Origin of the sequence: Roseibium sp. HPY-6, assembly GCF_040530035.1 — a bacterium.
In the GTDB taxonomy this organism is placed as follows: domain Bacteria; phylum Pseudomonadota; class Alphaproteobacteria; order Rhizobiales; family Stappiaceae; genus Roseibium.
In genome coordinates this window covers 833,108-858,686 of record NZ_JBEWCD010000001.1, presented here as the reverse complement: position 1 = coordinate 858,686, position 25,579 = coordinate 833,108, and the positions used below count along the sequence as shown (strand labels likewise).

Here is a 25,579-nt window from a genome sequence, read left to right as displayed (position 1 = left end):
CCGCGTCAGCCAGGCGAACCGAATGCTCACCATCCAGGATCTCCATGTCTTTCACGGGCCGATCGAAGCGGTTCATGGCATTTCCGTTAACGTGGAAAGGGGCAAGTGCATCTCGCTTCTGGGACCGAACGGTGCCGGGAAAACATCAACGATTTCCGCCATTACGGGCATCGCGCGCGCAACCGGGTCGATCCGGTTCGAGGAACGCGAGATTTCAAGCGACAGCGTTGAGGCGCGCATTGCCGCCGGAATTGCGGTTTCCCCGGAAGGACGGCGCATTTTCTCCAACCTGACAATCCTGGAAAATCTGATACTCGGTGCGGCCCTGCAAAAAGACCCGAAGGAAAAGAGCAGGGACATTGAGCACTGGTTTTCGCTGTTTCCTATTCTGGCCGAGCGCCGGGACCAGGCGGCCGGCACGCTGTCCGGCGGCGAACAACAGATGCTTGCGATTGCCCGTGCGCTGATGGCGAGACCCAAGATCCTGCTTCTGGATGAGCCGAGCCTCGGGCTTGCGCCCAAGATCGTCCGGCAGATCTTCGATCTGATCGCCACATTGAAAGAACGGGGCATGACAATCCTGCTGGTTGAACAAAATGCGACACAGGCGCTCAAGCTCGCCGACTACGCATACCTCATGAGTTCGGGCCGGATAGTCGCCCACGGAACCGCCGACGAACTGGGGCAGAGCGACAAGCTGATGGCAGAGCTGACGGGGGTCGCCTGATATGGAATATGTCATTCAGCAGGTTCTGAACGCGCTTAGTTTCGGAGCCGAATACGCACTGCTGGCGCTCGGACTTGCCATTGTCTTTTCGATCATGGGCCTGGTCAATTTCGCCCATGGCGAGATCATCGCGGTCGGCGGCTATACGATGGTCGCCTTTGCCGCGCTTGCCATTGGAAATCCGGTGATCGTGATGGGCGGCGCGGTCCTTGCCGCGATGCTGGCCTCGCTCACGCTGGAACGGGTTGCTTTCCGGCCCGTGCGCAAGGCCGATCCGACGACCGGACTACTGACTGCGTTCGGTGTCTCCATCGTGCTACAGAACGTTTTCCTGATGTTCGTGTCACCGCGTCCTATTGCCGTGACTTCGCTCTATTTCCTCGACTGGCCGATCGAGATCGCCGGAATACGACTCGCTTCGCTTCAGGTCTTTGAAACTTTCACGACGATCGTCGTCATCGTTGCTCTTATGCTGTTTCTGCGCCGCACCGTCCTCGGGCTGGCAGTGCGGGCGGCGTCCCTTGACTTCGAGATGGTGCGGCTCACCGGCATCAAGGCCAACCGTGTTTTTGCGATGGCCTTCCTGATCTCGGGCCTCCTGGCCGGGCTTGCCTGCATCTTCATCATGGCCCGCCGCGGCAGTGTCGATCCGCATCTTGGCTTCGACCCCGTACTGAAGGCGTTTGTCGCCTGCGTGGTTGGCGGTTTTGGAAGTTTACCCGGTGCCGTGTTGGGCGGGTTCCTGCTCGGGGCCGTCGAGGTGGCCATGCTGGTGATGCTGCCGCAAAGCCTCGGCGGGATGACCGACGCCTTCGTTTTCATGATCGTGGCACTGATCCTGATCTGGCGGCCGGACGGTATTCTGTCACCAGCCATCGAAAAAGGAGACAAGCTTTGATCCGGCTGAGCCAGAGTCAGCGATCTGGTCTGGTCGGAGCGGCGTTGCTTGCGGCCGTTCTCGTGGCGGTCGGGGTGGCAACGCTTTACTTCGGCTCGCGTTACCAGATCCGTCTCGTTTACTCGGCCTATGTCAACCTGATTGTCGTTCTTGGCCTGCAGGTGTTCATGGGAAATGCGCGCATTACCAACCTCTCCCACAGCGCCTTTATGGGGATCGGGGCCTATGCCGCGGCTCTTTGCGTCACGCCGGAAAACATCAAGAAGATCTCGTTGCCGGCCGCTCCGTGGGGCCTTGCTGATTTTTCGCTCGACCCGATCCTATCCGCTGCCATCGCTATTGCGATAACCGCTATTCTGGCCTTTCTGCTCGGCCTTTTCATTGTCCGTCTGACCAGTATCGGCGCGACCATCGTGACGCTCGCCGTTCTGGTAGTTGTTCATGCGGTCTTTCTCTACCGGACAGATATCTTCAAGGGAAATCAGGCGTTTTTCGGCATTCCGCAGGTATTCGACCTGAGTTGGGTGGTGGGGATCGCCATCCTGGCGGTGATCGTGTGCCGGCTCTTTCGGGAGAGCCGATGGGGCATCCAGCTCAGGGCCAGCGCCGACGATGAAGTTGGCGCGGCTGCGATGGGTGTTGAGATCTACAAGCTGAGACTGATCGCCTGGGTGCTGGGTGCGGTTATCCTGGCTGTCGCCGGTATCTGCTACGCGTATTTCCTTGGCACGATTTCCGCGCGGCCATTCTATTTCAACCATGTGTTTCTGACCCTTGCCATGCTGATCCTCGGAGGCATGCGCACCGTTACCGGGGCGGTTCTCGGAACGTTTCTGATCTCGTTCGGACTTGAAGGTGTCCGGTACCTGGAAACGGGCCCCGTTCTGCTTGGCATTGAGCTGCCTGAAGCCCTTGGGCTGTCCGGTATCGCGCTCGGTGCCGTCATTGTCTTGACAATGGCGTTCAGACCGACGGGTATCATGGGGAACCGGGAAATCGAGACTCTGTTTGTTCGCAAGACTTTCTAGGAGGAAGACGTGGCCTGCAATCATACGATCCACAAGCACGCGCACCACTTCGGCTGGGACAATTCGATCGACCCGATCCTGAGCGTCACGCCCGGAGAAACCATAGAAGTGGAGACGATCGACAGCTCGGGCGGCCAGTTCAATGCAAATTCGACGGTTGCCGATCTCGGCAATCTCAGCTTCGACAAGGTCAACCCGGTCACGGGGCCGATTTTCATCGAGGGGGCCGAACCGGGAGATGCGGTTGCGATTACCTTTCTGGACTTCAAACCGTCCGGTTGGGGCTGGACGGCCAACATTCCAGGCTTCGGGCTGCTAACGGACCAGTTTCCGGATCCGGCGCTGCACATCTGGAAGTACGATTCCGTCTCGATGAAACCCGCGCTCTATGGGCCAGGCGGAACTGTTCCCCTAAAGCCCTTTGTCGGCACGATCGGACTCGCGCTTGCAGAACCCGGACTTCACTCGGTGGTGCCGCCGCGCCGTGTCGGAGGCAATCTGGACATCCGGGACAATGCCGTTGGAACAACGCTTTACCTACCGGTAGAGGTTGCTGGTGGCATGCTGTCGCTCGGCGACACCCATGCCGCCCAGGGAGATGGTGAAATCTGCGGAACGGCGATCGAAAGCCCGATGGATGTCGCGATCAAGGTGGACCTGATCAAGCAGGCAAACTACCCGTTCCCCCGCTTTGAAACGGACGGGCCGGTGACGCGGCATTTCGATGCCAAAGGCTATAGGGCAACAACCGGTATCGGCGAGGATCTGATGCAGGCGGCCCGGGATGCGGTCTCGGGAATGGTCGACTGGGTTGCGGCAACAACGGGGATGAGCGCGCTTGATGCATACATGCTGTGCTCGGTCTGCGGCGATCTTCGCATATCGGAAATTGTCGACATGCCCAATTGGACCGTTTCCTTCTACTTTCCCAAGAGTGTTCTGGACTGAAATCCGTCTCAAGAATTAACGTTGGCGTAATGCCGTGTTCGCGCGACGCGATCCTGAACGCGGGGAATGCCCATTCAGGATCGCCGCAACGTATGCATTGAACCTGCCATTGGGAAAAAAATCCTGTTTAACGTCTTGGGGTGCCTGCCCATCAAAGTGGCGACTCTGATACCATTCGTCAGGGATCGTGCAACCTATGCGATTGCAAAAGTTGTTAAGCTTAATGCAATACTAAATTGCGTTTAGTGTAATCGGATGTCGGTCAGGCTGGGCGTTTCATGCATAGACTGGATTTTGAGTTGGACAAGGCGCAGGTAAAGCGCGCTTGGGGCGTCATTGACCGGGAATTTCAAAACCTCGGTCTTGTTCTGCGCCGCGGTTCCGACTTCGACGTCGTGGAGGCGATGGCTGCAGAAAGCAGGTTTCCACCCTTGGAAGGCCATTTTACGCCAACTCTCAATACATACACGCCGTCGCAGGCATTCTGGCTGGCGCTGACAGATCCGGACGAAAAGATGGTCGGACGGGTCTGTGCGCGGTTCGATCGTATGGAATATCCGATGACGCTTACGGATTTCTGGCGGAAGTATTTTCACCGGTGTTATCCGAATGCGCTGGGCGGTCAGGTGGTTTTGTCAAAGGACCAGCCGCGCGTCGGGCGCAGGATCACCGGAGACGTTGTCTATCTCGGGGGGACTTACGTTGCGCGGGAGTGGCGCCGGCACAAGCTCGGTGGGCTGTTGAACCAGCTCGCCCAAATCGAGGCGCTGCACGACTGGGGCGCTGGTTTTTACTACGGCTGGATCCAGGGGCATACGTTCCTGGACGGCTTCTGGCGCGAATGCGGCTTTACCAGATGTTCGCACCATGCCCTGAATTGGGAAGAGCCGCTGCCTGGTACGCTGGATGCCAATCTGATTTTTGCCGGGAATACAGCGGATGACGTGTGTGATCTGATAGATCGCGTCGCTCGTGGATTTCCAGCAGTTCCATCAGACAGAATATTCGAACAATCCCAGAACGGGTCTCGAACCTGACCAGCAGCCGTTGCAATGTCATGTCGGGGACGCCGGCGCCAAGGCGATTTCCGGTACGCTGGATGTCCAGCCAAGGCTCGCCTTTGAACGCAGTCTGGTAGGCGTCGGCAACACCCTTGCGATAGACCTGCGGAAGGAAACTCGTTGCAGGTTTAGGCGCATCAGGATCGAGCGCATGCGGAAAAAAGCGACGGAACGTCGTCTGATTTCCGGCAAAGGTGATTTTGGGAACGTCACCCTGTTTGGCGGATGGAAGGGTCAAAAGCAGCCAGGGGCTCAGCTTCGTCATCCGGCTGTCCCGGATCATGATGCCGCGATTTTCCATCCAGGTATTCAGCAGAAACTTCGCCCGCTCTCCGGCAAGTCCATTTTCGACGTGCGAGAGCGGAAGCGGTTCAACAAAGGTATTCTTGCTCATCGATCTGTCCGAAGGGTCCCGGGTTCGGCTGGAAACCACGCTGGATTGCTTCTGCGAAAATGTCGCCTCTTGCCTCGACGGCAAGTTCGGCACGTTCCGCATCGGTCAAAAGACTGGTTTGATCGTGGTTGAACATGTTGAAACAGTGAAAGTCCAACAGATACAAACAGTCGTATCTGGCGGCAATTTCAAACAGCTCCAGAAACTGAAGTTGTTCTTTTGTAAAGTCCTGCACACTCATATTTTTTTACCGTTCACAGTTTACTTTTTCAGTTTGACGAGAGCCTCGTAGACAAAAAAAACGCTTTCCAGAATTTCAAACTGGTTCATGCGTTGGTGGGCCGGTTTTCTGTCGTTCTGTTCGACGACACTCTCCAGCGCTTTCAGGTATAGTTCCTTGTCCAGACACTGCCGGTCCCGGCTTGGTTCCTGGGCTATTTCGCCAGGTAGCGGGGCTTTAAGTTCCCGCGAAAGAAGCAGCATGTGCTCCGCGCTGAGCGCCTGCTTTCCCTTTCGGATACGCGAGACGGATGCAGGGGTCAGACACAAAAGGTCAGCGACCTCCGTGTTCTTCATACCGCTCGCTTCGATCGCTTTGTCCGCCCAGGTTGTGACGTCGAAGCCGATTTCACCCACAGGTGATTCCATGTTACGCGTCCTGTAACAAAAGTTACCAAATTATGAATGACAATTACGCGATAGGCCACAAAATTGCAACCTGAGAGTCCCGGTGTTCGGCTCGTTTGGAGCACCTTTTTCTAAAGTTCCTTAACGCTTGAAAGGACCTGTTTCCGGCGATCGCGACGCATCACTTGCGTGACGAAATTGACGCAGCTGTGATCGAATTGGAAACTAGGATAGCTCGCAGTCTTCCCCTTCAGTACAGTCCAATACTTCTTGACGCGGCGTGTTGCTGTGCGAAGGTAATTGCACATGGTTTCGGCGCACGGATGCTTCGAAGCCGGGCCGTTTGGCCGGCCTGCACGTTTTGTTTAATCATCGCAACAGGATGCCATGCTAAGGGACATTCCCGTCATCGATCTGAAACCGCTCCTTGACGGTGCTCCCGGCGGACTGCAGACGGTCGCCGACGAGATCGGCGGTGCCGCCCGCGATATCGGCTTTTTCTATGTGAAGAACCACGGGATGGACCCGTCACTCATAGATGCTGCCTTTTCAGCTTCGCACGCGCTTTTTGCGCTGCCGCTCGAAGACAAGATGCGGTTGACAAAAGACTTCTTCAAAACCAACCGCGGTTATGTTCCTCATGAGGGAGAAAACCTTGACCCGAACACGCTGCCGGACCTGAAGGAGGCGTTCAACATCGGCTTGGATCTGATGGCAGACGATCCCAGGATTGTTGCAAACGAACCGTTTCGCGCCCTCAATCAATGGCCCGATATTCCGCACTGGAAAGAAACGCTTCTTTCCTACTTTGATGCCGTCTGGGCTCTTGGCCGCGAAATGCACCGCGCAATCGCTGTCGATCTTGGATCTGACGCCAGCTTTTTTGACAACAAGCTGGATGCGCCTATGGCGACCCTCAGGCTTCTCCATTATCCGCCGCATCCCGAGACGGCCGGCAAGGGGCAAATCGGTGCAGGCGAGCACACCGATTATGGCAACATCACTCTTTTGCTGCCGGATGCTGTTGGCGGACTTGAGGTGCGCAGGCGCGACGGTGTCTGGTTGAAAGCGCCGACAATCGACGGCACGTTCATTTGCAATATCGGCGACTGCCTGATGCGCTGGTCGAACGACATCTATGTGTCGACACCTCACCGGGTCGTCAACAAAGGCGGGTCTGAGCGGTATTCGATCGCCTTTTTCCTCGATCCGAATCCGGATGCGGACGTTTCCTGCCTGCCGGGATGCATGTCAGAGACAAGACCTGCAAAGTACCCTGCAATCTCGGGTGCCGATTATTTGCGTTCCAGGCTCGACGCAACCTATGAGCACGTGAGGCCCGGTGATGGCGAAAAAGGCGGGTCGTAAACGTACATCCACAAGGTGATCTTTGACGTAAGAACCCAGACAGGCGGTCTCCAGTGAGTAAACCTTATGACGACGGCGATCAGATCATGAATGTGGACGGGCTCGTGCGCCTTTGTCCAAGGCTCTGGGGCGCGGCCTTGGCTGTGCTCCTGGCTCTTGTAACGCCTGCCAAGGCGAATGACGTTCTTGAAAATGTGCGCTGGCTTTTGTCGAAGCCCGAAAGACTGCCGCTGATTGTTGAAAAACGGCGCCAGGAGATTTCTGCCTTTTACAATTCCGAACAGGGGCAGGTGCTTTGGCTGGACGAACCGCGAAGTATTGAGCTGGTGCAGAAAATGGAAACTGCACAGCACGAAGGGCTGCGGGCTGAGGATTATCCGCCGTTGGTCCTTGAGGAAGCTGTCGCCACACTTAACAGCACGTCGTCTCCATCGGACGTCGCCTGGGTGGAGCTTCTCTACACGGGACATTTCCTCGATTTTGCGCACGACCTGCGGGCGGGGCGCGTGTCTCCAAGGGTTCTTTACCCTGACGCCTACATGCCGTCGAATTCAATCGACGCGGTTGATGCCCTGTCACGCCTGGTGTCTTCCGAGGGTCTTGAAGCCTTCATTGCGATTTGGCAGCCGCAGGACGACACTTACAGACGTTTGAAAGGGCATTTGCAGCATCTTCAAACCATTCGTGAAAACGGCGGTTTCCTTTACCTGCAACCGGCAGAGGTCCTTGAAGCAGGGACCAGCGGAACGCATGTGCCGGCCCTTCGCCAACGGCTTTTTCAAGATGGCCTTCTGAGCGAAGCGTCCGGCGATCCTGTGTTTGACAAGCGACTGGCATTTGCCGTCGGTCAAGCCCGCCTGCAATACGGCTTGGAGATTTCCGGCGAGGTAACGCCGGAACTGATCAGGGCACTGAACATCCCGATCGATCGGCGGATCGAGCAATTGACCAATGCCATGGAACGGATCCGCTGGTTGCCGAACGAATATGCGCGCCTGCAGCTCTTCATCAACAAAGGTGAAAACAGTTACGTCTTTCTGGAAAATGGCCGCGTCGTGCGCGAGGGCCAGGCGTTTCCGAATTGCCCGGACCGCAACCACACGACACTCGCAACGACCATCGAAGCCGTTACGTTTCATCCGACATGGCAGGTGCCCTGGGAGTTTTTCGGCAAGGAGCTTTTACCTCGTCTCAGAAAGGATCCCGAGCAGGTTGAAGCGGCCGGATATTACCTGAAACGCAGCGGCGCCGATGTTCCTCTGGATGCGCTTCCCTGGAAGGACGCGAGCCTGCGCGACATTGAACGTGCAAGCAACCGCGAGCAGTATGCCCTTTATTTGCCGGCCTCCAGCGAAAACCCGCTCGGTCAATATGCCTACCGGCTCCGCCAGGAACAAAGACTGCAGCTATTCGATCTCGCCGCCGCGCCGGAAGATGGTCTTTTCTGCAATCCCTATCTGCCTAAAACCGCCTTCGGGATCGTCAACGGCATAGAGATTCTTGACCAGATCATCGAGCCGCGCGTTCTGCCTGTCGACGGAATCGAGGATCGCATTTCCAGACAGGATACGGTGACTTTCCCGGCGCGCGGCGGTCTCATGGCTGTCGTGTCGCACCAGTCGGTCTGGGTGCAGAGGCAAGGCCTGATCCGCTTCGGCAACGACCCTTATCTGGAGGATGCGCGTCTGACGGCAGCCTTGTCGGGACGCCCGAAACCGTAGTGATCATGCCGCGGCTCCGCTGCGTTGTTTTACCGCGCGGCTTTCAGCCGGTTGCCGTTGCGGTCGTATTTTTGTGGTGCGCCTGATCAGGTCCGAGACGTTACAAAGGAAAAATCTATAGCAGCATGATCATTGTACCGGCGAGGGTCAGCAGGACATTCGCCAGGGCATAAGTGCCCGCATATCCGAGCGCGGGAACCGTGCTTTTGGCCGCTTGCTGTACAATGCCGAGGGCAGGGGTGCTCGTCATTGCACCTGTGAGGGCTCCCAGCAGAAGCGCGGGGTTCATGCCAAGCGCCAAACGCCCGAACACATAACCGCACAGAAGCGGCAGACAGGTTACGACGACACCTGATAGGAACAGGACAGGACCGACAGACCCGAGCGCCGAAGCAATGCCGCCACCCGCATTCAGACCGACGCCGACCATGAAGAGGAGCAGTCCGAGTTCCATCAAAATGAAGCGGGCCGCGGCCGGCATGCGGCCGAATGTCGGACGGTTTGCGCGCAGGAAGCCAACGCAGATACCAGCAACAAGCAGGCCTCCGGCGGTCCCGATACCGACATTGATGTCTCCGATCTTCACCGTAATCTGACCCAGCATCAGGCCAAAGACGATGCCGGCGGCGAAAGTCAAAAGGTCCGTTTCGACCGCCTTTCGGTCTTCAGCTCCAATTTCCGCGATTGCGCGGTCAAGCGCGCGTCGTTCGCCGGTCAGGATCATCACGTCGCCACGTTGCACCACGGTTCCCTGCGCAAGGGGTAGCTGGATTTGCGAGCGCGTGATCCGGATCAGATAACAGCCGTGACGCTCGTAGATTCCGAGCTGGTCCAGTGTCCGTCCGACTGCACTCGGATTGGTCACGACGACTTCGGCGACATCGACAACCGCGTCGATCAGATCCCGGTCGAGAACTTCCGCTCCAAGGCCGTAGAGATCCCGCGCCTTGGCGTGTTCTTCCGGTGTCGCGAAGACGGCTACCTTGTCGCCCACTTCGATCACGGTGTTCGGTGTCGGATCAATGAGCTCGGCGCCGCGCTTCAAACGGTAAAGTGACCTGACACTGATGTCCTTCGCGGTTCTGTCCGCCAGGGCTTGAGCTATCGTCAGCCCGTTAAGGTCAGGATCGTTGATTTCATAGGCGCGCAGGATCGGCCGTTCGACCTTGTCGTCCACATTTTCGCTCTTGAACCCCCGCTCGTTGGCAAATGTTTCTGCCGCAGCGGCAAGATCGACACGCAAGAGGCTCGGCAACAGTTTGACGACGAGAAGAAGGCCGACAGTTCCGAAGATGTAGGTGATCGCGTAGGCGACGCTGATGTTTTCAATGAGCGTGCTCGCCGTTTCGCCGCTCGGGAGAGACACCAGGCCGGATGAGACCGCATTTTGCGCACCAACCAGGGTCGGCGTGCTGGTCAGGCTGCCTGCCATCAACCCTGCGGAGAAGGTGTTGGAAAGACCTGTCACCCAGGCTATCCCCAGTACGAGCAGAAACGATCCACCCGCCATGAACACGGTCAGCACCAGGTATTTCGGACCGTCCTGACGCAGGACATTGAGGATTTGCGGGCCCGCCTGCCAGCCAACGGAATAGATAAACAGCGTAAAACCGATCGACTGCACAATCGGGTCAATCTTGTACCCGTAGTGCCCGAAGACGAGGGCGCACAGCAGGACCCCGCCAGTGACCCCGATCTCAAACCTGGCGACCCGGATGTTTCCAATCAGGTACCCGATCGCGATGATCGTGAAGATAACGAGCACGGAATCCTGGTGAAAGATCTGCGAGAAGTCGATGGTCATGCGCGGTGTCTTGTTGTTTGGACCGAACCGGCCGCCCGAGACTTGGCCTTATCACAAAAGTCCCGGAAACGGAGGCTGGAAAATCGAGACACCTCCTGCGCGCCTGTTGCGTCAAAATAATGGCGGCGCGCGCGGTTCCGAAAAGCTTGCGCCGAACGGCACAAACCAAAAGGCCGGTTCCGACTGTGCGGAACCGGCCCATTGAACGCAGGCGATTTCGGGAGATTCAGTTCGCCTGGGTCAAAGTCACAGAGGCGAGGTCGCTTCCGACAACTGTCTCGCCTTCAAAGCCGCTCTCGGTCACGGCCGAGCGGTAATCAGCCTCCGTAAGTGCGCCATTCGGCAGCTTATAGGGGCCTTGTCTAGGGGCTCCGACGGGAGGGATAAGATGCGTCAGCATCAGATGCCTTACACCGGCCCGCCTGGCGAGGTGGCCGAGGTCTGTTGCATTGCTTTGCCGGAAATAGATCGGTGGTGGAAAGCCGGTGCCGCCGTCCGGTCCCATCACGGGATGGATGGTCGAATGAACTACGATGTCCGCGCCATTCGCCAGCTTCTCCACCTGGTTTGACGTGGACGTTTCGCGCGGCGGTTTACGAATGTCATTTCCTGCATCACCGCCCACGACGACGCTTCCGGCTGGCGTATCGACCCGGTAGGACGCGTGACCCGCAATATGGGTCGAGCGGATTGCGCTGACCTTCACATCTCCCTTGGACCAGACTTCTTTCGGTTCATCTTCGGGCGTAAAGTCCTTTACGGCAATCAGCTCCGCTGGGCCGCCGGGGAGACGTTTCTTGTTCTCGGCAAGCCGCTGTGCGATTTCACCGGACTGGATCAACGGATCACCGATATGTTTGGCGAAGCGTGCACAGCTCAGGGCAAAGCCGAGCGGTGACTTGGTCTCTTCGCTGCAGATCAGATCGACCTTGGGACCTTGCGAGTTGAAATGCCAGCGCAGCTGCATCATGTCTGCAAATCCTTCGGTGTGATCCGAATGCAGATGCGTCAGGAAGACCGCATCGATCCGGCCCACCGGCACGCCGGCCTCGCTCAGTCTTTGCGTTGTGCCACGCCCCGTGTCGAACTGCAGCCTAACGTCATTGCACTTGTTTTCAACGGTTCCGAATTGCACGAGCGTGCCTGCGCCAGCCTGACCTTTGAAGACAGGCGGACCGCCCTGCGTCCCCGTCAAGGTGACTTTCAGGCAGTTTTCTGCCATCGCGCCACCGTTTGCAATCAGGGCCGCACCGGCCAGAAGGGCTCCCAACAGCATCCGTGACATGACTTCCTCCCATCGATTTATATTATTCTTCTAAAATAATATCGATTTTAAGGAATCATGCAAATTTTCATCGACAGATAGTCGGTCGCGACGTTTGAAGACAGGATGGGCGATCAGGCCGTGGCCTGTTCGTTTTCCTGTTTCCTGAGATCCAGTTTTCTGGCGGCCGCATCCAGGTTGCGGATCTCGCCTGAAGCAGCGACTTCCTGGGAGGTTGCGAACCGTTCGTGGTTTTGGGCCACCTTGTTGAGATCATAAAGGTAGTTCACCATGGCTCCGGCCGACTGGGCGTATCCTTTCGGAGAGGTGTCTGCCTCGGCATGCACGGCATGGATCATGGCTCCGTTGCCCAGATGAAACCGCGCCACGGGATCCAGTGGCAATCCGTCTTGTCTCTTTGCGGACACCAGATAATGCGCGGCCAGCAACCTGATCTGTTTCGCATCTGCATGCAGGAAAGGAATGTTCTCCATTTTGAGCCAGCTCAACAGGCCCGGAATCGGAGAAAGGGTCACGAATGTTTTAAGGCCTGGCAGTTCGGCGGCGAGATCTGCCGCGACCTGTTTGATCATTGAATTGCCGAAGGAAATGCCGGCAAGACCGGCCTGGCAATTCGAAATGGAATAGAACACGGCGGTTTTTGCGGTCTCAGATGCAAGCGTTTCGCGGTCTTCCGTCAATAGACCCTGGATCGATCCGGGCACATCGCTCGTCAGCGCAACTTCGACAAAGATGAGTGGCTCATCCGGCATTGTCGGGTGAAAGAATGCAAAACACCTGCGGTCACCAGGCACAAGCCTGCTGCGCAAATCCTCCCAACTCGCAATTTCGTGGACGGACTCATACGCGATGATTTTCTCAAGTATGTGCGCCGGGCTTTCCCAGCTGATAGGGCGCAAAACCAGAAAGCCACGGTTGAACCAGGACAGGAACAGGTGACGGAAATCCTGGTCAAGAGCCTGAAGTTTGGGGTCGGTTTTGCCGAGCCGCAACAGATCGGCACGCATCTGCACCAGTGTTTCCGTTGCGCCCGGGATCTGGTTCAGCCGGCGGATCAGTTCCTGCCGCTGTGGCTCGACGGCGGCCATGAAGGTCCGATAGGTCTGTTTGCTGGGTTCGGCTTCATAGGCTTCCAGCGCACCGCGAACTTCTTCCGGGTCAATGTTCATGTCGCTGGCCAGGTGATGAAAAAAACTCAGTTTTTCTTCATCGCTCATATCCAGGTAGCGCTTCAGGATCTGATTGGCGGCCGACAGGCCGGTTATTTCGCCCGTTGCGCCGACAAGGGCTCCAATCAGTTCCTCCATTGTGCGCGAGTCGGATTTGTCGAACGCGGCCAACAGGTATCTGCGCTCGAAAATTGTCGACAGCAGGTCACCGAGAATCGTCATGGGTCTCTCCGGGGCGCTGATGCGCCGTCAAACCGTTTGGAATGACACAGCAGTAGCTGTGGTGCGCGGATCCGGGGCACTACGTTTTTCAGCCGCCCTTCGCATCGTCTTAAAACCATACGACAGCGGGGTACTCAGCCCAATTGCCCATATGGTGAATACCGGCATTGCCGCATCAGGGGCTCAGCCCAGTTTGACCCTGTTTCCCGACAGACCGACAGACAGTGTGAAGCTGCCCTCATTGATCAGCCAACGCCGGATCGTGAATGTTCTGACGCCTTTCTTGTGCATCGGATCCTCTTCGGCAAAGCTGCGCGCTTCTTCGAGCGATGCGGCACGGTAAATGATCATGCCTTCACCGTTCAGATCCTCGCCGGAAAAGTCGGAAACAGGACCGGCGAAGGCGAGTTTGCCTTCCTGTTCCATCTTCGCCTGATAGGCCAGATGATCCGGGAGAGTGCCAGGTACATCCGCGTCCGGTCCGGTTGGCACTGTGTTCACGACATAGAGCTCCAGAGCAAGCGCCCCGCGCTCTTTCGCCATGCGTTTGTAGTCGACCCATTTCGGCATATTTCACCTCCAGTTTCGATGAGAATAAAAAAATCGATATTATTTGACAATCTTAAAAATAGTCGTCAAAGTAACAAAAAATTTGGAAACACCGAGGCTGGTATGCGATTTTTGGTAGGGACAGGTGTAACGGGGCAAGGCGTCTTTCTCGTTGAGGGAGAATGGGCCTGGAACCTCACCGCGATTGACGGGAATGTCGGAACCGATCTTCAGGCGCTGATCGAAAAGCGCGTTGACTTGGAGAATGTTCTGGCGCGCAAGGACAGCACCGACGCGGAGCCTGTTTCTTCCTTGACACCGGGGCTTCCGATCGAACGACCCGGCAAGATCATCTGTCTCGGCTTGAACTATGTCGATCACATCAAGGAAGGCGGCTACGCTGTGCCCTCCTATCCGGCCTTGTTCATGCGCTGCACGACGTCAATGATACCGGCTGGCGCTAAGATGATACGGCCAAGATGTTCGGACCAGCTGGACTATGAAGCTGAACTGATGACCATCATCGGGAAGGGCGGCAAGCATATCAGCGAGCAGGATGCCCTTGATCACGTCTTTGGCTACACGATCTTCAATGACGGTTCCGTGCGCGAATACCAGCGCAAGACCCATCAGTGGACGCCTGGAAAGAACTTCGATGCGACGGGTCCTGTCGGTCCCGTTATCGTGACGCCAGACGAATTGCCGGAAGGTGCGGACGGGCTGAAAATCGAGTCCCGGATCGGGACTGAAATTCTTCAAAGTGCAACAACATCGGACATGCTCTGGAGTGTTGCCCGAACCATTTCGACCATTTCCGAATTCACGACGCTTGAGCCCGGTGACATGCTGGCGATGGGTACCCCGCCCGGTGTGGGCCATGCCAAGACGCCGCAGCGCTGGCTGCGGCCCGGTGAAACGGTGGAAGTTGAGATCGAAGGCATTGGCATCTGTGCCAATCCCGTTGTCGCCGAAGAGGATGTGGTTGCGACGGAGGCTGCGGAATGACCATGGCCGCGTCCCAAGCACCTACCGGTGCGGCGCTGGAAAAGCTGCGGGCGGAAGCGCATGCCCATATCCGGGATTTGCGTGAGCGGATCGGCAAGCTCGACGACGACGGTATCGACCTGATCCTGCGCACAGCCAGATCGCATTATGCCTGGCAGGACAAGCCTGTGCCGAGAGACATCCTGGAGACAATCTACGAGATCACGGCTGCGGGGCCGACCAGCATGAACACCTGTCCGGCGCGCTTTTATTTCGTCGAAAGTCACGAGGCCAAGACGCGTCTTGCCAAGGCCCTGAAAGACAAGAACATCGACAAGATGATGTCCGCGCCGGCAACGGTCATCATCGCCCATGATCTCGAGTTCTGGAAGGAATTGCCTTACCTCTTCCCACACGAAGACCGGCGCCCGCATTTCGAGGGCAAGCCGGAGCATTCCGAGGCGACTGCGTTTCGCAACGGCACGCTGCAGGGCGCTTACTTCATGATTGCGGCACGTGCGCTCGGGCTCGATGTCGGCGCGATGTCCGGCTTTTCCAATAAAATCGTCGACGAGGAGTTCTTTTCCGGCACGACACTGAGATCAAACTTTCTGTGCAACTTCGGCTATGCGGACGAAACGGCGCTGTTTCAAAAGCTGCCACGTCTTCCGTTCGAAAAAGCCTGCAAGTTTCTGTGAGGTTGCAACCTTGGCCCTGAGAGAAAAGACAGTTGTCAAATTGCGTTCCAGAGGCACCGGTGTCAGCCACTCGCGTACGGATGTTGAGATCCGGGATCTGACAATTTCGATCGACGAGCCGGAAGCGCGTGGCGGTACCAATCTGGGTCCGGCACCGACAGAAACCGCGCTGGCCGCGCTTGCCGGGTGCACGAATGTGATCGGCAACAAGTGCGCAAACAAACTGGGTGTCGATATCGGACATCTGCAAATTGAGATCACCTGCGAATTCGACCGCCGCGGCGTCACGCTCGAAGAGGAAATTGATGTTCCCTTCGTCGCGTTGCGCCAGGTGGTCAAGAGCGACGGGACCGCGACGGAGCAGGACCTTGCGCGTGTCGGCTCCGAAGTCGCCAAATACTGTCCCTTGTCCAAGCTTTTTGAACAGTCGGGGACCACACTTGAAACGATCTGGGAAAAACCCTGATCGTTCCGTTTCTTTGGGAGGAGAATGCAATGATTGGAAAGTTGACAAGACGGAGTGCTCTGGCACTGGCGCTCCTGAGCGCATCGTCGATGCCCGCATTCGCGACTGAGACGATCAAGGCTGTCGTAATCGACGGTTATCCTGCGCGCGCGCTGTGGGTGAAGGAGTTCACCAACTTCTTCATTCCCGAGGTGGACAAGCGTCTTGCCGAAACCGGCAACTACAAGATGGACTGGCAGGAAAGCTACGGCGGTTCCATTGTCAAACCCAAGGGCGTGCTTGAAGGCGTCAAGCTGGGTCTTGGGGACATCGGCATTGTGACGACGATCTTCCATTCGTCGAAACTGCCAAGCCAGGCAATCTCCGCTGTCACGCCATTCGTCGCGCCGGATTCGCGCGCGGTCGCAAAGGCGGTGGACGAGATCGCCAAGGAATTCCCGACAATGCAAAAGGAATTCGAGAAACAGAACCAGGTCTACCTGGCGACCGGCGTGGTGCTCGACACCTATCAGGTGTTCTCCAAGGAACCGATCAGCAGCATTTCCGATCTTGAAGGAAAGAAGGTTGCGGGTGCCGGCATGAACCTGCGTTATCTTGAAGGCATCGACGGTGCAGCAGGCGTGCGCGGCGGCCTGACCGACTTCTACAACATGCTGCAGACCGGATTGGTCGACAAAGCCATGCTGTGGCCGGAAGCTGCCGGTACGTTCAAGATCGCAGAAGTGGCCCCTTACATGCTCAAGGCCGACCTTGGGGCGGTGAACTCGAAGACGATCACTGTCAACAAGGACTACTGGGACGGTCTTCCCGATGAAGTGAAAAACGTTCTGCAGGAAGTCGCGGTCGCGTATCGGGACCATGTCGCCGGGATCGCCATGGACCGGGCACAGGCCAGCCGTGACAAGTTTGTCGAATCCGGCGGCACGATCGTGGAAATGGATCCAGCAGAGCGTGAAGCCTGGGCTGCCGCAATTCCCAACCTTGCTGTTGAATGGGCCGCCGGTCTGGATTCCAAGGGCGAGCCGGGCAGCGACATGCTGAAGGCCTACATGACCAAACTTCAGGATGCGGGTTACACCCCGACCCGTGACTGGTCTGCGGAACTCTCTCAGTAACCGCTGCAAGAACAAGCGGGAGCGCCGGAATGCTGCGTCCACTTCACTCTGGCGTTCGCGCCCTTACAAAACTTGCCAACTGGGTTGCCATTGGTGCAAACGCAGTTGGCACCCTGATCGTGCTCGCCCTGGTTCTAATCGTGAACTATGACGTGGTGGCGCGCGGCCTCTTCAACGCTCCGTTTCGCGGGGCGTATGAGGTGGTTCAGTTTTCCATGGTCCTGATCGTTTTTCTCCAACTGCCCGATGTCGTGCGCATGAACAGGCTGACACGGTCCGACGGCTTCCTGACCATCCTGTCGACAACACGGCCGCATGCCGCGGATTCGATCCGGCGTACGATCAACTTCGTGTCGGGCGTCTTTATGCTGCTGGTCGCTTACGCGATCTGGCCTGAATTCGTTGAAATGTATGAAACAAAGGACTTTTTCGGCGTTCCGGGCATTTTCACCGCACCGTGGTGGCCGATCAAGCTGACGATCTTCTTAAGTTCGCTTCTGTGCATGATCTTGTTCTTCATCAAGGTCCTCATGCCGGACCACAAGGTTGATCCTGTCCGCCTCAACGAACATCCAGAGGAAACCACGTGACACCATTTGAAATTGGCATTCTGTCGGTCGTCGCGATTGTCGTTCTGGTTTATCTCGGCGTTTACATTCCGATCGCGCTTGGCCTTGTGTCCTTTGTCTCCATCCTGCTGATGCGGGACAATTTCGACCTGGCCATCAACCTCCTGAAAATCGCCATCGGCGACAGCGTGATGGAATACACGTTCGCGACGGTGCCGCTGTTCACATTCATGGGGCTGATTGTCTCCAAGGCGGGTCTTGGCGCGGACATCTATACAGTGATGAATTCCGGATTTCGCAAGGTCAAGGGCGGCATCGGCATGGCAACTGTCGGTGCCAATGCGGTGTTTGCCGCGGTGACGGGATCCTCGATCGCCTCTGCCTCCGTGTTTTCCAAGGTCTCTGTCCCGCAGATGCTGGCCTTCGACTACAATCCGCGCTTTGCGGTGGGTGTCGTTGCTGGATCGTCCGTTCTCGGCATGATCATCCCGCCGTCCGCAATGCTGATCATTTACTCGTTTGTCGCCGAACAGAGCGTCGGGGACATGTTTCTGGCCGGCGTCGTCCCGGGCATTCTGCTTGCTGCTGCCTATGTCGTCGCGATTTTCCTGATGGGGCGTTTGACACCAAAATACGTAGGTGGCCGCCCGGCAGAGGAGACAGAGTGGATGTCGCTTGTCGAAATCGCCGACAAGACGCTTCCGACCCTTGTCCTGATCGTTGCCGTGCTCGGCGGCATCTACACCGGCTGGCTGACGCCGGTGGAGGCGGGGGCAGCCGGATCGCTGCTCGGTCTCCTGATTGCAGCGTTCCGCAAGAAGCTCACGCTGAAGACGCTCTGGCAGGCGCTCCTTGAAACCGGCCACATTACCGCGTCGATCCTGTTCCTGATCACGGCAGCCTCGATCTATAGCCGCATGCTAGGGCTTGCCGGGCTGCCGAACGAGCTTGGGGATCTTCTGACGGACACCCAGCTGACCTTCTTCTGGATCATGGTCATCTACGTGCTCCTGATGATCTTCCTCGGAACGATCCTCGACACGGCGTCGATCATCCTGATTGTGGTGCCCCTGTTTCTGCCGCTGGTGGAGCCGATGGGGCTGTCGCTTGTCTGGTTCGGCATTGTCACGGTGGTTGGCGCGGAAATCGGTCTCCTGACCCCGCCGCTCGGTATATCCTGCTTTGTTATCAAAGCCACGCTGAACGATCCGCGCATTTCGCTGAAGGACGTATTCGTCGGCGCGTTTCCTTTCGCGCTGGTGATGCTGATCGTCCTGGTCGCGCTGATCCGCTGGCCCTCGCTCAGCCTGGCTATTCTGAACTAAAAGGTGCATCCATGCGTCATGTTACGAAAGACAACATCACCGATGTCTTCATGGGCTATTTCGGTCCGGATACGGATCCGCGTCTGAAGGAAATCCTGCAAAGTCTTGTCACGCATCTTCATGACTTTGCGCGTGAGACCAACCTGACCCATGAAGAATGGCGCAAGGGCATCGAGTTCCTGGAATGGGCCGGCAACATTTCTGACGCGGAGCGCCATGAGTTTGTGCTTCTATCCGATGTTCTGGGGCTGTCGTCTCTGGTCGACATGCTGCATTCCAGCGCCAAAGGAACCTCTTCAAGCGTGCTTGGTCCGTTCCACATCACCGGTGCCCCGCCGCTTGCGATTGGCGGCGACATGCGCCGGGACTACCCGGACCAGGTGTTGCTTGCAAGGGGCACGATCCGGGACGAAGACGGCAACCCGATTGAGGGCGCGGAGCTGGATATCTGGCAGACGGCTCCGAATGGCCTCTACTCCAGTCAGGATGCGCAGCAGGACACCTATTCATTCCATGGAATTCAGACAACGGGCAAGGACGGGGCCTACGGTTTCACGACGGTCAAGCCGGTCAGCTATACGGTGCCGAGCGACGGCCCGGTCGGTGACATCCTGAACGCAAGCGGCCGGCACCCGTGGCGTCCGTCGCATCTCCACTACATCGTCAAGGCGCCGGGCTTTCGAACGCTTGTGACTGAAATTTTCCCCGACGATGATCCTTATCTGGACGAAGACACGGTGTTTGGCGTACGCGAGGATCTTGTCATGACCTATGTCGAACAACCGGCGGACTCATTCCCCGCCGAAGGGTACGCGCTTTCCGGAAAGGTCGAAGACCCCTATCTGCTCGCGGATTTCGACCTGGTTCTCGTGCGGGAATAAGACCGAGACAGAGCTGCTCGTGAGCGAAGCTTCCATCAGCGCTTTTCTCCCGAATCCCGTTAAACCAACTGCGCTAAAGCAAGATGCCCGGCACAGACGGCGCCGGGCAACGTGTTACGAAAACGGTTCTTTATTTGATTGCGATGATGTCGAAGTTTTTGACGTTGGCCACCACGCCGTCTTCCCAACCGCCTGCGACAAGTTTGGAGGCTTTCTCGTTCAAAAGTGCGGCGACCTGGCCCGCAAAATGAGCTTCGCGGCCAGAATTGTCGGCGAAGATGTCGAAGATCGCAAAGTGTGTCTCGTCGATTTGCAAGGCCACCCAAAACAGCGTTTTCGGTTCGGTTTCGGTGACAATCGGGCCTGCAGCTGCCAGCAGGGCGCGCAAGTTGTCGCTTTGGCCGGGTGCCGCTTCGAGTTTGATGTACGTTGCTGTGGTTGCTGAGTAGAGATCGACAGGAGCCTTCAAAGAAAGAACATCAGAGTTTTCAATGTTGGCAACAACGCCATTGTCCCAACCGCCTTCAACGAGAACACCAGCGTTTTCCTCCAATGCTCTTGCGACAGCCCCGGAGAAATGCGCATTGCGCGCCGCTTCATCTTCGAAGATGTCAAATATCGCGAGCGTATTTTCGGCACGCAGTGCGAACCACAATTCGGTCCCGGGTTCGCTCGCTTTGACCAACGGTGCAGCGCCGGCAAGAAACTCGGCGAATGCTTGGGATTGTCCTTCTGCAGCTGGCATTGCGATGTAGCTTGCGGTGCGGCTGGTCATTTTGTCGTCCTGTGCATGTACAGAGGTAGCAGTGATGATGAGGGCGATTGCCGAAAGCATCTGGATGATTTGAGAATTCATGGTCGTCTCCGGTGATTGATTTCGATGCATTCTTTTCCCACGCCGCTGCAGACCGGTTCCAATCCTGAAGTTCTATTTTTCGATAGGCGTTGACTATCGAAGTGACACGTTGGATTTTTCAGCTTTGCAAGAGGAGGCGCCAATGGAGATGAACCAGGTCCGATACTTTCTCGCGGTCTGTGAGCATCGCAACTTCACGCATGCCGCCAGCGCGTCAAACGTATCGCAGCCGTCGCTTACAGCAGCGATCAAGAAGCTGGAAGACGAAATGGGTGGCGCATTGTTCATTCGAGACCGGGCAGGGTGCCGGCTAACCCCTCTTGGCAAACTCTTGCAACCAAGGCTTCAGAATATTCATTCTGAGACCGTAGAGGCCAAGGCGGAAGCCGTTCGCCACGTAAGACTGGATCGCGTACCAATCAGTATTGGGCTTGGAGAAACGATCGGACACAAAAGAATTTCAGAGGTTGTAGAGCGATTTCGCAAACGCCTGCCCGAGGCAGAAATCGAGTTGATCGTCGCGCCGGCCGATACCCTGTTGGCAGCGCTTCGTGAGGGTCAGCACGATCTGGTGGTAACGTCGACGCAGGTCAACTCGGACCTTTATCGAATAGACCATCTCTATCGTGAGGCTTACTTTGTAGTCGTCGCAAAGGACCATCCGATGAGCGACCTGGGGAGTGTAACTTTGCAGACGCTCGCCAAAACCGATCTCCTTGATCGCCCGAATTGCGAGATGCGGGACACGCTTCACGGGGCCTTCGCCGACAATGATCACGTCCTCTATGCTGCATATCGGTCAAATCGAATTGAATGGTTGTTGGAGTTGGCCCGGAAAGGGTCAGGTGCCGTGATACTTCCGGCCACGGCGATTCCAAATGATCCAGGTCTTGCCTGTTTGACCATCAAGGACATGGACATCGCCCGCGATGTTTTTGCTCTGCGTTTTCGGCATCAGGCAACAAGGCCTGAGGCAACTGCGCTGCTTCGCGAGTTTGCCCGTGGATAGCGTCAAAATCTGTTCCTTGCCAAACGGATGAAAACTAAGTCACCGCGGGTCGCAAAGGCCCGGAAGTCAAATGCCTGTCAAAGTTGACCGACGCAATCCAAGTCCCACCAAAGCTCTCGACAGACTAGGGCCTCTGTTTTGTCATTGGAGCAAGTTGGTAGGCGAACCAATTGCAACGCTGTCTCTGGAATTCTGAACGATGGCGATCAATTACGGGATACTCCGAAGCGCGGCTGGGGTCGAAATGGCGCTTTTAGGCCTCTTATCGCTGTTCGCGCGGGACCGTCCGCCTTTGCAACAGCAAAACCCCGGACTTTGGCACTCGACAGGATTCGTAAGACGGGTACGATGCCTTTCCAGGTTCAGGAACTGACTTTAAGCACCTGCCGCCCGCGGAGAAATTTTTCAAGAACGGCGGTGCGGACAATGCGGCCATTTGAACTTTAGCCGAATTTCCGCTCTCGAAAACCGAATGGTTCAAGCCTTTTGCCGTCTTGTCCCCCATCTGCTCATCTCGGCTAAGATCGGGTAAAGCGTCTCGCCGTCGTGTGTGAGTGAGTATTCAACTCGAACCGGCACTTCCGGGAAGACCTCACGATGCACGAGTCCGTCTGCTTCCAATTCACGAAGAGACCGTGTCAGCATCCTATCTGAAGCACGGGATACGAGGCGCTGAAGCTCGGAATAACGCTTGGCGCCCATCATCAAGTGGAACAGCAGGACCGGTTTCCATTTGCCACCAATGATTCTCACGGCAAATTCCACAGGGCAATCGTCAACACTTGTGTCCAAGTCAAAGTCAAATGACATTCCTTGCGCCTCCGATGACAGCACTAACACCTATGTAAGTTGCTCACACTTCCGCATGTAGAAAGCCATTTCGCGGATTGCTACCTGTCATGATGACACATCGAGATGGGTCGCTCAATTCATCACGCCTGACGGCTGTCAGGTTGTTATTCCGCGAGGTCTTCATGTTGGATAAGACAGAACTCGATAAGGTTCGCGCGAACCTGAACACATGGCTCAAAGCGTTCAACGAAAACGATATCGACACGCTCTTCACACTCTATGACCCTGAGAGCATCTACGCCAATGCCAGTGCGCCGTTGATGCGCGGTGTTGACGAAATCAAGCCTTGGTACGAGCAGGCCTTCCGGATGATCGAAGGCACATTGCACCACAAGGAAGAGGCGGTCTTTATCGAGGGCAAAATGGCGCTCCTTTTGGGGATTTACTACTTTGAGCCACCAGCAGGCGTAACCCCGCCCGAAGACGCGCATTTGACTGGACGCGTGGCACTGGCCTACCGCCGCAATGACGCCGGTGAGTGGAAGTTGCTCTTTGATATGGACAACACGCCCCCTGACGTAACCCCAACTGATTTTGCCTGATTCAAACCGCTCTTCCCAAGGACACTGACATGACAACAACGACACAACGCAAAATTGCTGAGCGCCCGCATCAGATTGTGGAACGCGTCGCAGAGTTTATCAAAGACGGAGACATGGAGGGCGTGGTGTCCATGTTCCACCCGGACGTGCGCGTCGCAATGGACCCTGATGGCGAACCCATGGTGGGCCACGACGGGGTGCGCGAGATCTTTAAGGACTTTGTCGCCAATCGCGTGAATTTAAAGGGCTCAGTGTCCGGCGAGATGATCAACGGAGACACTGCCATCCTTCAGGGTGAGTGGACCGTCGAAGACCGAAATGGCAACACACTGGGCGGAGGTGTTTCTACCGAGGTCGTCAAGCAGCTGGAGCACGGCGGTTGGACCTACTTCATTGATTGCCCGATCCGCGTGCCGACACCGGTCCGCGGCTAACAACCTCCCAAACAATCCGAGACAGTACGCGGACAAGTGCGCAATCGCATTTGTCCGGAAGGAGATGTCGTGGAGATCCCAAACACTTCAAAGGAAGACACATGAAAGCTGCAATTTATCAGCAAACCGGTCCGGCTGCGGATGTTTTGGAAATAGTTGACTGGGACAAACCTACGCCTGCTGCCGGCCAGGTATTGGTCAAACTCCACGCCTCTGGCGTCAACCCAACCGATACCAAGACCCGCGCAGGAATATTCCCGATCCAAGGTGAATGGTCGCACGTAATGCCGCACCATGACGGTGCAGGCGTGGTCGAAGCCGTGGGCGCGGACGTATCCGAAGACCGCGTTGGCCAGCGGGTGTGGCTGCATTCTGTCCAATGGGATGGTCGAGATGGCACAGCGGCGGAATATGCTGTCGCTCCTGCGGAGAATGCAATTGTGCTACCTGAAAACGTATCCTTCGAGGCAGGCGCTACATTCGGTGTTCCTTTGCTGACGGCCTATCATGCGGTCACAATGGACGGTGCGCTGAACGGCAAAACTGTTCTCGTTAAAGGAGGCGCGGGAGCCGTTGGCAACTACGCGATCCAGATTGCCAAGCAAAAAGGCGCAACGGTCATTGCAACGGTGAGCTCCGAAGCCAAAGGAGACGCTGCCCGCGCGGCTGGCGCGGAACATGTGATCGATTACAGGGAAGACGATGTCATCCTGCGCGTCCAAGAGATCACAAATGGGTCCGGCGTTGACCATATTATCGAAGTGAACCTTGGTGCCAACGCAATGCTCCTGCCGGGTCTGATCAAAAACGGCGGGTTTGTTGCAGCTTACGGGTCTGACGACTTTGACGCTGCTTTCCCCATGGTCGGCGCGATCATCCAACAGATGCGGTTTGGCTTCTTTATCGTCTTCATGCTACCGCGTGCGGTCCTTAGAGCCGCAACGGAAGATCTGACCAAGATGCTCGAAGCAGGTCAGATCAATGCGCGAATTCATGCTCTTTTCCCGCTCGAGCAGATTGCCCACGCGCATGATGTCGTCGACGACAATTCAACCATCGGAAATGTCGTTTTAACGGTTGCGGGAGAATGACCGCGCCGCAGATTATGACTGGCTTGCAGACATTCGACCTGTTGGCGAGATCATGCTTTTTTAGGCTTAAAGCCGACCTTCTGCGCTGTGCCAGTCGACCCCTGCGTTCGCGCGGACGTCGTGATTTTCCGCCAACTACAAGTGCCCCCGCTTTCCTGTTTAACGGACGGGCCTACTCGGCGGCTTCGGTCGTGAAGTGCTTTTCCAGAAACGCGCCGGTGTTGCGGTAGTGGTCAAGCAGGAGACGGCAAGCTGTGTCGGCGTCCCGGTCGACGGCGGCGTTCATGATATCGGTGTGTTCCTTGCCGATATCACGGGAAGAATAGTTGAGGGCGCGGCCGGCGAGATAGCGGTAGCGGATGTTGAGGTCGTAAAGCTGGTTGCAGAACTTCAGGAGCACCGGTGAACGGCAGGCGTTCAAGAGGTTCATGTGAAAGGCCTTGTGCAGCTCCTCGAAGCGCTCAACATTGGCGCGCGGTTCCCGCATCATGCGATGGTGAGAAATCACCAACTTGTCTTCCCAGGCATGATCGGCTGCTGCAAGACTCTCCCGAAGCGCCATTTCCTCAAGGTGACAGCGCAGATTGAGGATTTCGGCAAAGTTGGATGGACTGATTTCGGCTGTGCGAAAGCCGCGCTGGTCGAGGCGTTCCACGAGCAGATCCGACACGAGCAGGGTCAGCGCCTCGCGGATCGGCGAGCCACCCATCTCCAGGATGGTGCGGAGTTTTTCGATCTTGAGTTTTTCGCCCGGTGCCAGCTCACCGATCAGGATCATTCTACGAATTGCAAGATAGGCGCGTTGGGTCGCCGATGGTTCCTGCGCGGGATCAATGTGCATTTTTATCGCCATGCCAGATAATATCGATATTCCGTGACCTTTTCCAGTTTTAACTAGGAGAATACGCCTTTAGATCAAGTCAATTTGATCAGGGAAAAAACTAAAACCCAACTTT

27 protein-coding genes are annotated in these 25,579 nt (G+C 56.6%); 18 read left to right on the top strand and 9 right to left on the bottom strand.

Annotated features, from left to right (window positions below):
- Positions 1 to 22 precede the first annotated feature (22 nt).
- From ABVF61_RS04095 to ABVF61_RS04075, 5 genes are all read left to right on the top strand, one after another.
- A complete protein-coding gene (locus ABVF61_RS04095; protein WP_353992256.1) occupies positions 23 to 727 on the top strand; it encodes an ABC transporter ATP-binding protein in 705 nt (234 codons plus the stop codon).
- A gap of 1 nt (position 728) precedes the next feature.
- Complete coding sequence (locus ABVF61_RS04090; RefSeq protein ID WP_353992255.1) at positions 729 to 1,625, top strand: branched-chain amino acid ABC transporter permease; 897 nt, start codon at positions 729 to 731, stop codon at positions 1,623 to 1,625.
- The gene (locus ABVF61_RS04085) at positions 1,622 to 2,653 is read left to right on the top strand and encodes a branched-chain amino acid ABC transporter permease (RefSeq protein ID WP_353992254.1); all 1,032 of its coding nucleotides are present in this window, start codon (positions 1,622 to 1,624) and stop codon (positions 2,651 to 2,653) included. The genes ABVF61_RS04090 and ABVF61_RS04085 overlap by 4 nt, the downstream gene beginning before the upstream one ends.
- Before the next feature lie 9 nt (positions 2,654 to 2,662).
- Entirely contained in the window at positions 2,663 to 3,601 is a 939-nt protein-coding gene (locus ABVF61_RS04080; RefSeq protein ID WP_353992253.1) for an acetamidase/formamidase family protein, read from the top strand.
- A 278-nt stretch (positions 3,602 to 3,879) separates the two neighbouring features.
- Positions 3,880 to 4,638, top strand: coding sequence for a GNAT family N-acetyltransferase (locus tag ABVF61_RS04075; RefSeq protein WP_353992252.1), 759 nt, complete (start codon positions 3,880 to 3,882; stop codon positions 4,636 to 4,638).
- 395 nt (positions 4,639 to 5,033) lie between these two features.
- Here ABVF61_RS04075 and ABVF61_RS04070 read toward each other — a convergent pair whose 3' ends face one another.
- Both ABVF61_RS04070 and ABVF61_RS04065 read right to left on the bottom strand, forming a co-directional pair.
- Positions 5,034 to 5,297 carry a hypothetical protein gene (locus tag ABVF61_RS04070; RefSeq protein WP_353992251.1) on the bottom strand — a complete coding sequence of 88 codons (264 nt, stop codon included), beginning with the start codon at positions 5,295 to 5,297 and terminating at the stop codon, positions 5,034 to 5,036.
- 20 nt (positions 5,298 to 5,317) lie between these two features.
- On the bottom strand, positions 5,318 to 5,704 hold the full coding sequence (locus tag ABVF61_RS04065) for a helix-turn-helix domain-containing protein (protein ID WP_353992250.1): 387 nt from the start codon (positions 5,702 to 5,704) through the stop codon (positions 5,318 to 5,320).
- A gap of 366 nt (positions 5,705 to 6,070) precedes the next feature.
- Here ABVF61_RS04065 and ABVF61_RS04060 point away from each other — a divergent pair, with 366 nt between their 5' ends.
- Positions 6,071 to 7,051, top strand: coding sequence for an isopenicillin N synthase family dioxygenase (locus ABVF61_RS04060; protein WP_353992249.1), 981 nt, complete (start codon positions 6,071 to 6,073; stop codon positions 7,049 to 7,051).
- 53 nt (positions 7,052 to 7,104) lie between these two features.
- Complete coding sequence (locus tag ABVF61_RS04055) at positions 7,105 to 8,772, top strand: L,D-transpeptidase scaffold domain-containing protein (protein ID WP_353992248.1); 1,668 nt, start codon at positions 7,105 to 7,107, stop codon at positions 8,770 to 8,772.
- Between the two features lie 115 nt (positions 8,773 to 8,887).
- On the opposite strand, the gene ABVF61_RS04050 is transcribed toward ABVF61_RS04055, so the two are convergent.
- The 4 genes from ABVF61_RS04050 to ABVF61_RS04035 form a co-directional block, all read right to left on the bottom strand.
- Complete coding sequence (locus ABVF61_RS04050) at positions 8,888 to 10,576, bottom strand: aspartate:alanine exchanger family transporter (protein ID WP_353992247.1); 1,689 nt, start codon at positions 10,574 to 10,576, stop codon at positions 8,888 to 8,890.
- Between the two features lie 226 nt (positions 10,577 to 10,802).
- The gene (locus tag ABVF61_RS04045) at positions 10,803 to 11,861 is read right to left on the bottom strand and encodes an MBL fold metallo-hydrolase (RefSeq protein WP_353992246.1); all 1,059 of its coding nucleotides are present in this window, start codon (positions 11,859 to 11,861) and stop codon (positions 10,803 to 10,805) included.
- A gap of 113 nt (positions 11,862 to 11,974) precedes the next feature.
- Complete coding sequence (locus tag ABVF61_RS04040; protein WP_353992245.1) at positions 11,975 to 13,252, bottom strand: malonyl-CoA decarboxylase; 1,278 nt, start codon at positions 13,250 to 13,252, stop codon at positions 11,975 to 11,977.
- Between the two features lie 183 nt (positions 13,253 to 13,435).
- Positions 13,436 to 13,822, bottom strand: coding sequence for a YciI family protein (locus tag ABVF61_RS04035; protein WP_353992244.1), 387 nt, complete (start codon positions 13,820 to 13,822; stop codon positions 13,436 to 13,438).
- Positions 13,823 to 13,924: 102 nt separating this feature from the next.
- Between ABVF61_RS04035 and ABVF61_RS04030 the strand changes: the two genes are divergently transcribed.
- Genes ABVF61_RS04030 through ABVF61_RS04000 form a run of 7 tightly spaced genes read left to right on the top strand, consistent with a single transcriptional unit; the run spans position 13,925 to position 19,839 of the window.
- Positions 13,925 to 14,806 (top strand): fumarylacetoacetate hydrolase family protein, encoded by an 882-nt coding sequence (locus ABVF61_RS04030; RefSeq protein ID WP_353992243.1) that lies wholly within the window; start codon positions 13,925 to 13,927, stop codon positions 14,804 to 14,806.
- On the top strand, positions 14,803 to 15,483 hold the full coding sequence (locus ABVF61_RS04025; RefSeq protein WP_353992242.1) for a malonic semialdehyde reductase: 681 nt from the start codon (positions 14,803 to 14,805) through the stop codon (positions 15,481 to 15,483). The genes ABVF61_RS04030 and ABVF61_RS04025 overlap by 4 nt, the downstream gene beginning before the upstream one ends.
- 10 nt (positions 15,484 to 15,493) lie before the next feature.
- Positions 15,494 to 15,949 carry an OsmC family protein gene (locus ABVF61_RS04020; RefSeq protein WP_353992241.1) on the top strand — a complete coding sequence of 152 codons (456 nt, stop codon included), beginning with the start codon at positions 15,494 to 15,496 and terminating at the stop codon, positions 15,947 to 15,949.
- Positions 15,950 to 15,978: 29 nt separating this feature from the next.
- On the top strand, positions 15,979 to 17,064 hold the full coding sequence (locus ABVF61_RS04015; protein WP_353992240.1) for a C4-dicarboxylate TRAP transporter substrate-binding protein: 1,086 nt from the start codon (positions 15,979 to 15,981) through the stop codon (positions 17,062 to 17,064).
- 29 nt (positions 17,065 to 17,093) lie between these two features.
- Complete coding sequence (locus ABVF61_RS04010; RefSeq protein WP_353992239.1) at positions 17,094 to 17,654, top strand: TRAP transporter small permease subunit; 561 nt, start codon at positions 17,094 to 17,096, stop codon at positions 17,652 to 17,654.
- Complete coding sequence (locus ABVF61_RS04005; RefSeq protein WP_353992238.1) at positions 17,651 to 18,958, top strand: TRAP transporter large permease; 1,308 nt, start codon at positions 17,651 to 17,653, stop codon at positions 18,956 to 18,958. Before ABVF61_RS04010 ends, ABVF61_RS04005 begins: the two co-directional genes overlap by 4 nt.
- A gap of 11 nt (positions 18,959 to 18,969) precedes the next feature.
- Entirely contained in the window at positions 18,970 to 19,839 is an 870-nt protein-coding gene (locus tag ABVF61_RS04000; RefSeq protein WP_353992237.1) for a dioxygenase family protein, read from the top strand.
- A gap of 130 nt (positions 19,840 to 19,969) precedes the next feature.
- Here the strand turns inward: ABVF61_RS04000 and ABVF61_RS03995 are convergent, their stop codons facing one another.
- The gene (locus ABVF61_RS03995) at positions 19,970 to 20,695 is read right to left on the bottom strand and encodes a putative quinol monooxygenase (RefSeq protein WP_353992236.1); all 726 of its coding nucleotides are present in this window, start codon (positions 20,693 to 20,695) and stop codon (positions 19,970 to 19,972) included.
- Positions 20,696 to 20,837: 142 nt separating this feature from the next.
- Between ABVF61_RS03995 and ABVF61_RS03990 the strand changes: the two genes are divergently transcribed.
- On the top strand, positions 20,838 to 21,704 hold the full coding sequence (locus ABVF61_RS03990; protein WP_353992235.1) for a LysR family transcriptional regulator: 867 nt from the start codon (positions 20,838 to 20,840) through the stop codon (positions 21,702 to 21,704).
- A gap of 477 nt (positions 21,705 to 22,181) precedes the next feature.
- Here ABVF61_RS03990 and ABVF61_RS03985 read toward each other — a convergent pair whose 3' ends face one another.
- The gene (locus ABVF61_RS03985) at positions 22,182 to 22,457 is read right to left on the bottom strand and encodes a winged helix-turn-helix transcriptional regulator (protein WP_502949928.1); all 276 of its coding nucleotides are present in this window, start codon (positions 22,455 to 22,457) and stop codon (positions 22,182 to 22,184) included.
- A 221-nt stretch (positions 22,458 to 22,678) separates the two neighbouring features.
- On the opposite strand from ABVF61_RS03985, the gene ABVF61_RS03980 reads away from it, so the two are divergent.
- From ABVF61_RS03980 to ABVF61_RS03970, 3 genes are all read left to right on the top strand, one after another.
- On the top strand, positions 22,679 to 23,098 hold the full coding sequence (locus ABVF61_RS03980) for a YybH family protein (protein WP_353992233.1): 420 nt from the start codon (positions 22,679 to 22,681) through the stop codon (positions 23,096 to 23,098).
- A 29-nt stretch (positions 23,099 to 23,127) separates the two neighbouring features.
- Complete coding sequence (locus ABVF61_RS03975; protein WP_353992232.1) at positions 23,128 to 23,532, top strand: YybH family protein; 405 nt, start codon at positions 23,128 to 23,130, stop codon at positions 23,530 to 23,532.
- Between the two features lie 101 nt (positions 23,533 to 23,633).
- Entirely contained in the window at positions 23,634 to 24,623 is a 990-nt protein-coding gene (locus tag ABVF61_RS03970; protein ID WP_353992231.1) for an NADPH:quinone reductase, read from the top strand.
- A 172-nt stretch (positions 24,624 to 24,795) separates the two neighbouring features.
- Here the strand turns inward: ABVF61_RS03970 and ABVF61_RS03965 are convergent, their stop codons facing one another.
- Positions 24,796 to 25,464: a GntR family transcriptional regulator gene (locus tag ABVF61_RS03965; RefSeq protein ID WP_353992230.1), complete on the bottom strand. Its 669-nt coding sequence runs from the start codon at positions 25,462 to 25,464 to the stop codon at positions 24,796 to 24,798.
- Between the last annotated feature and the right edge of the window lie 115 nt (positions 25,465 to 25,579).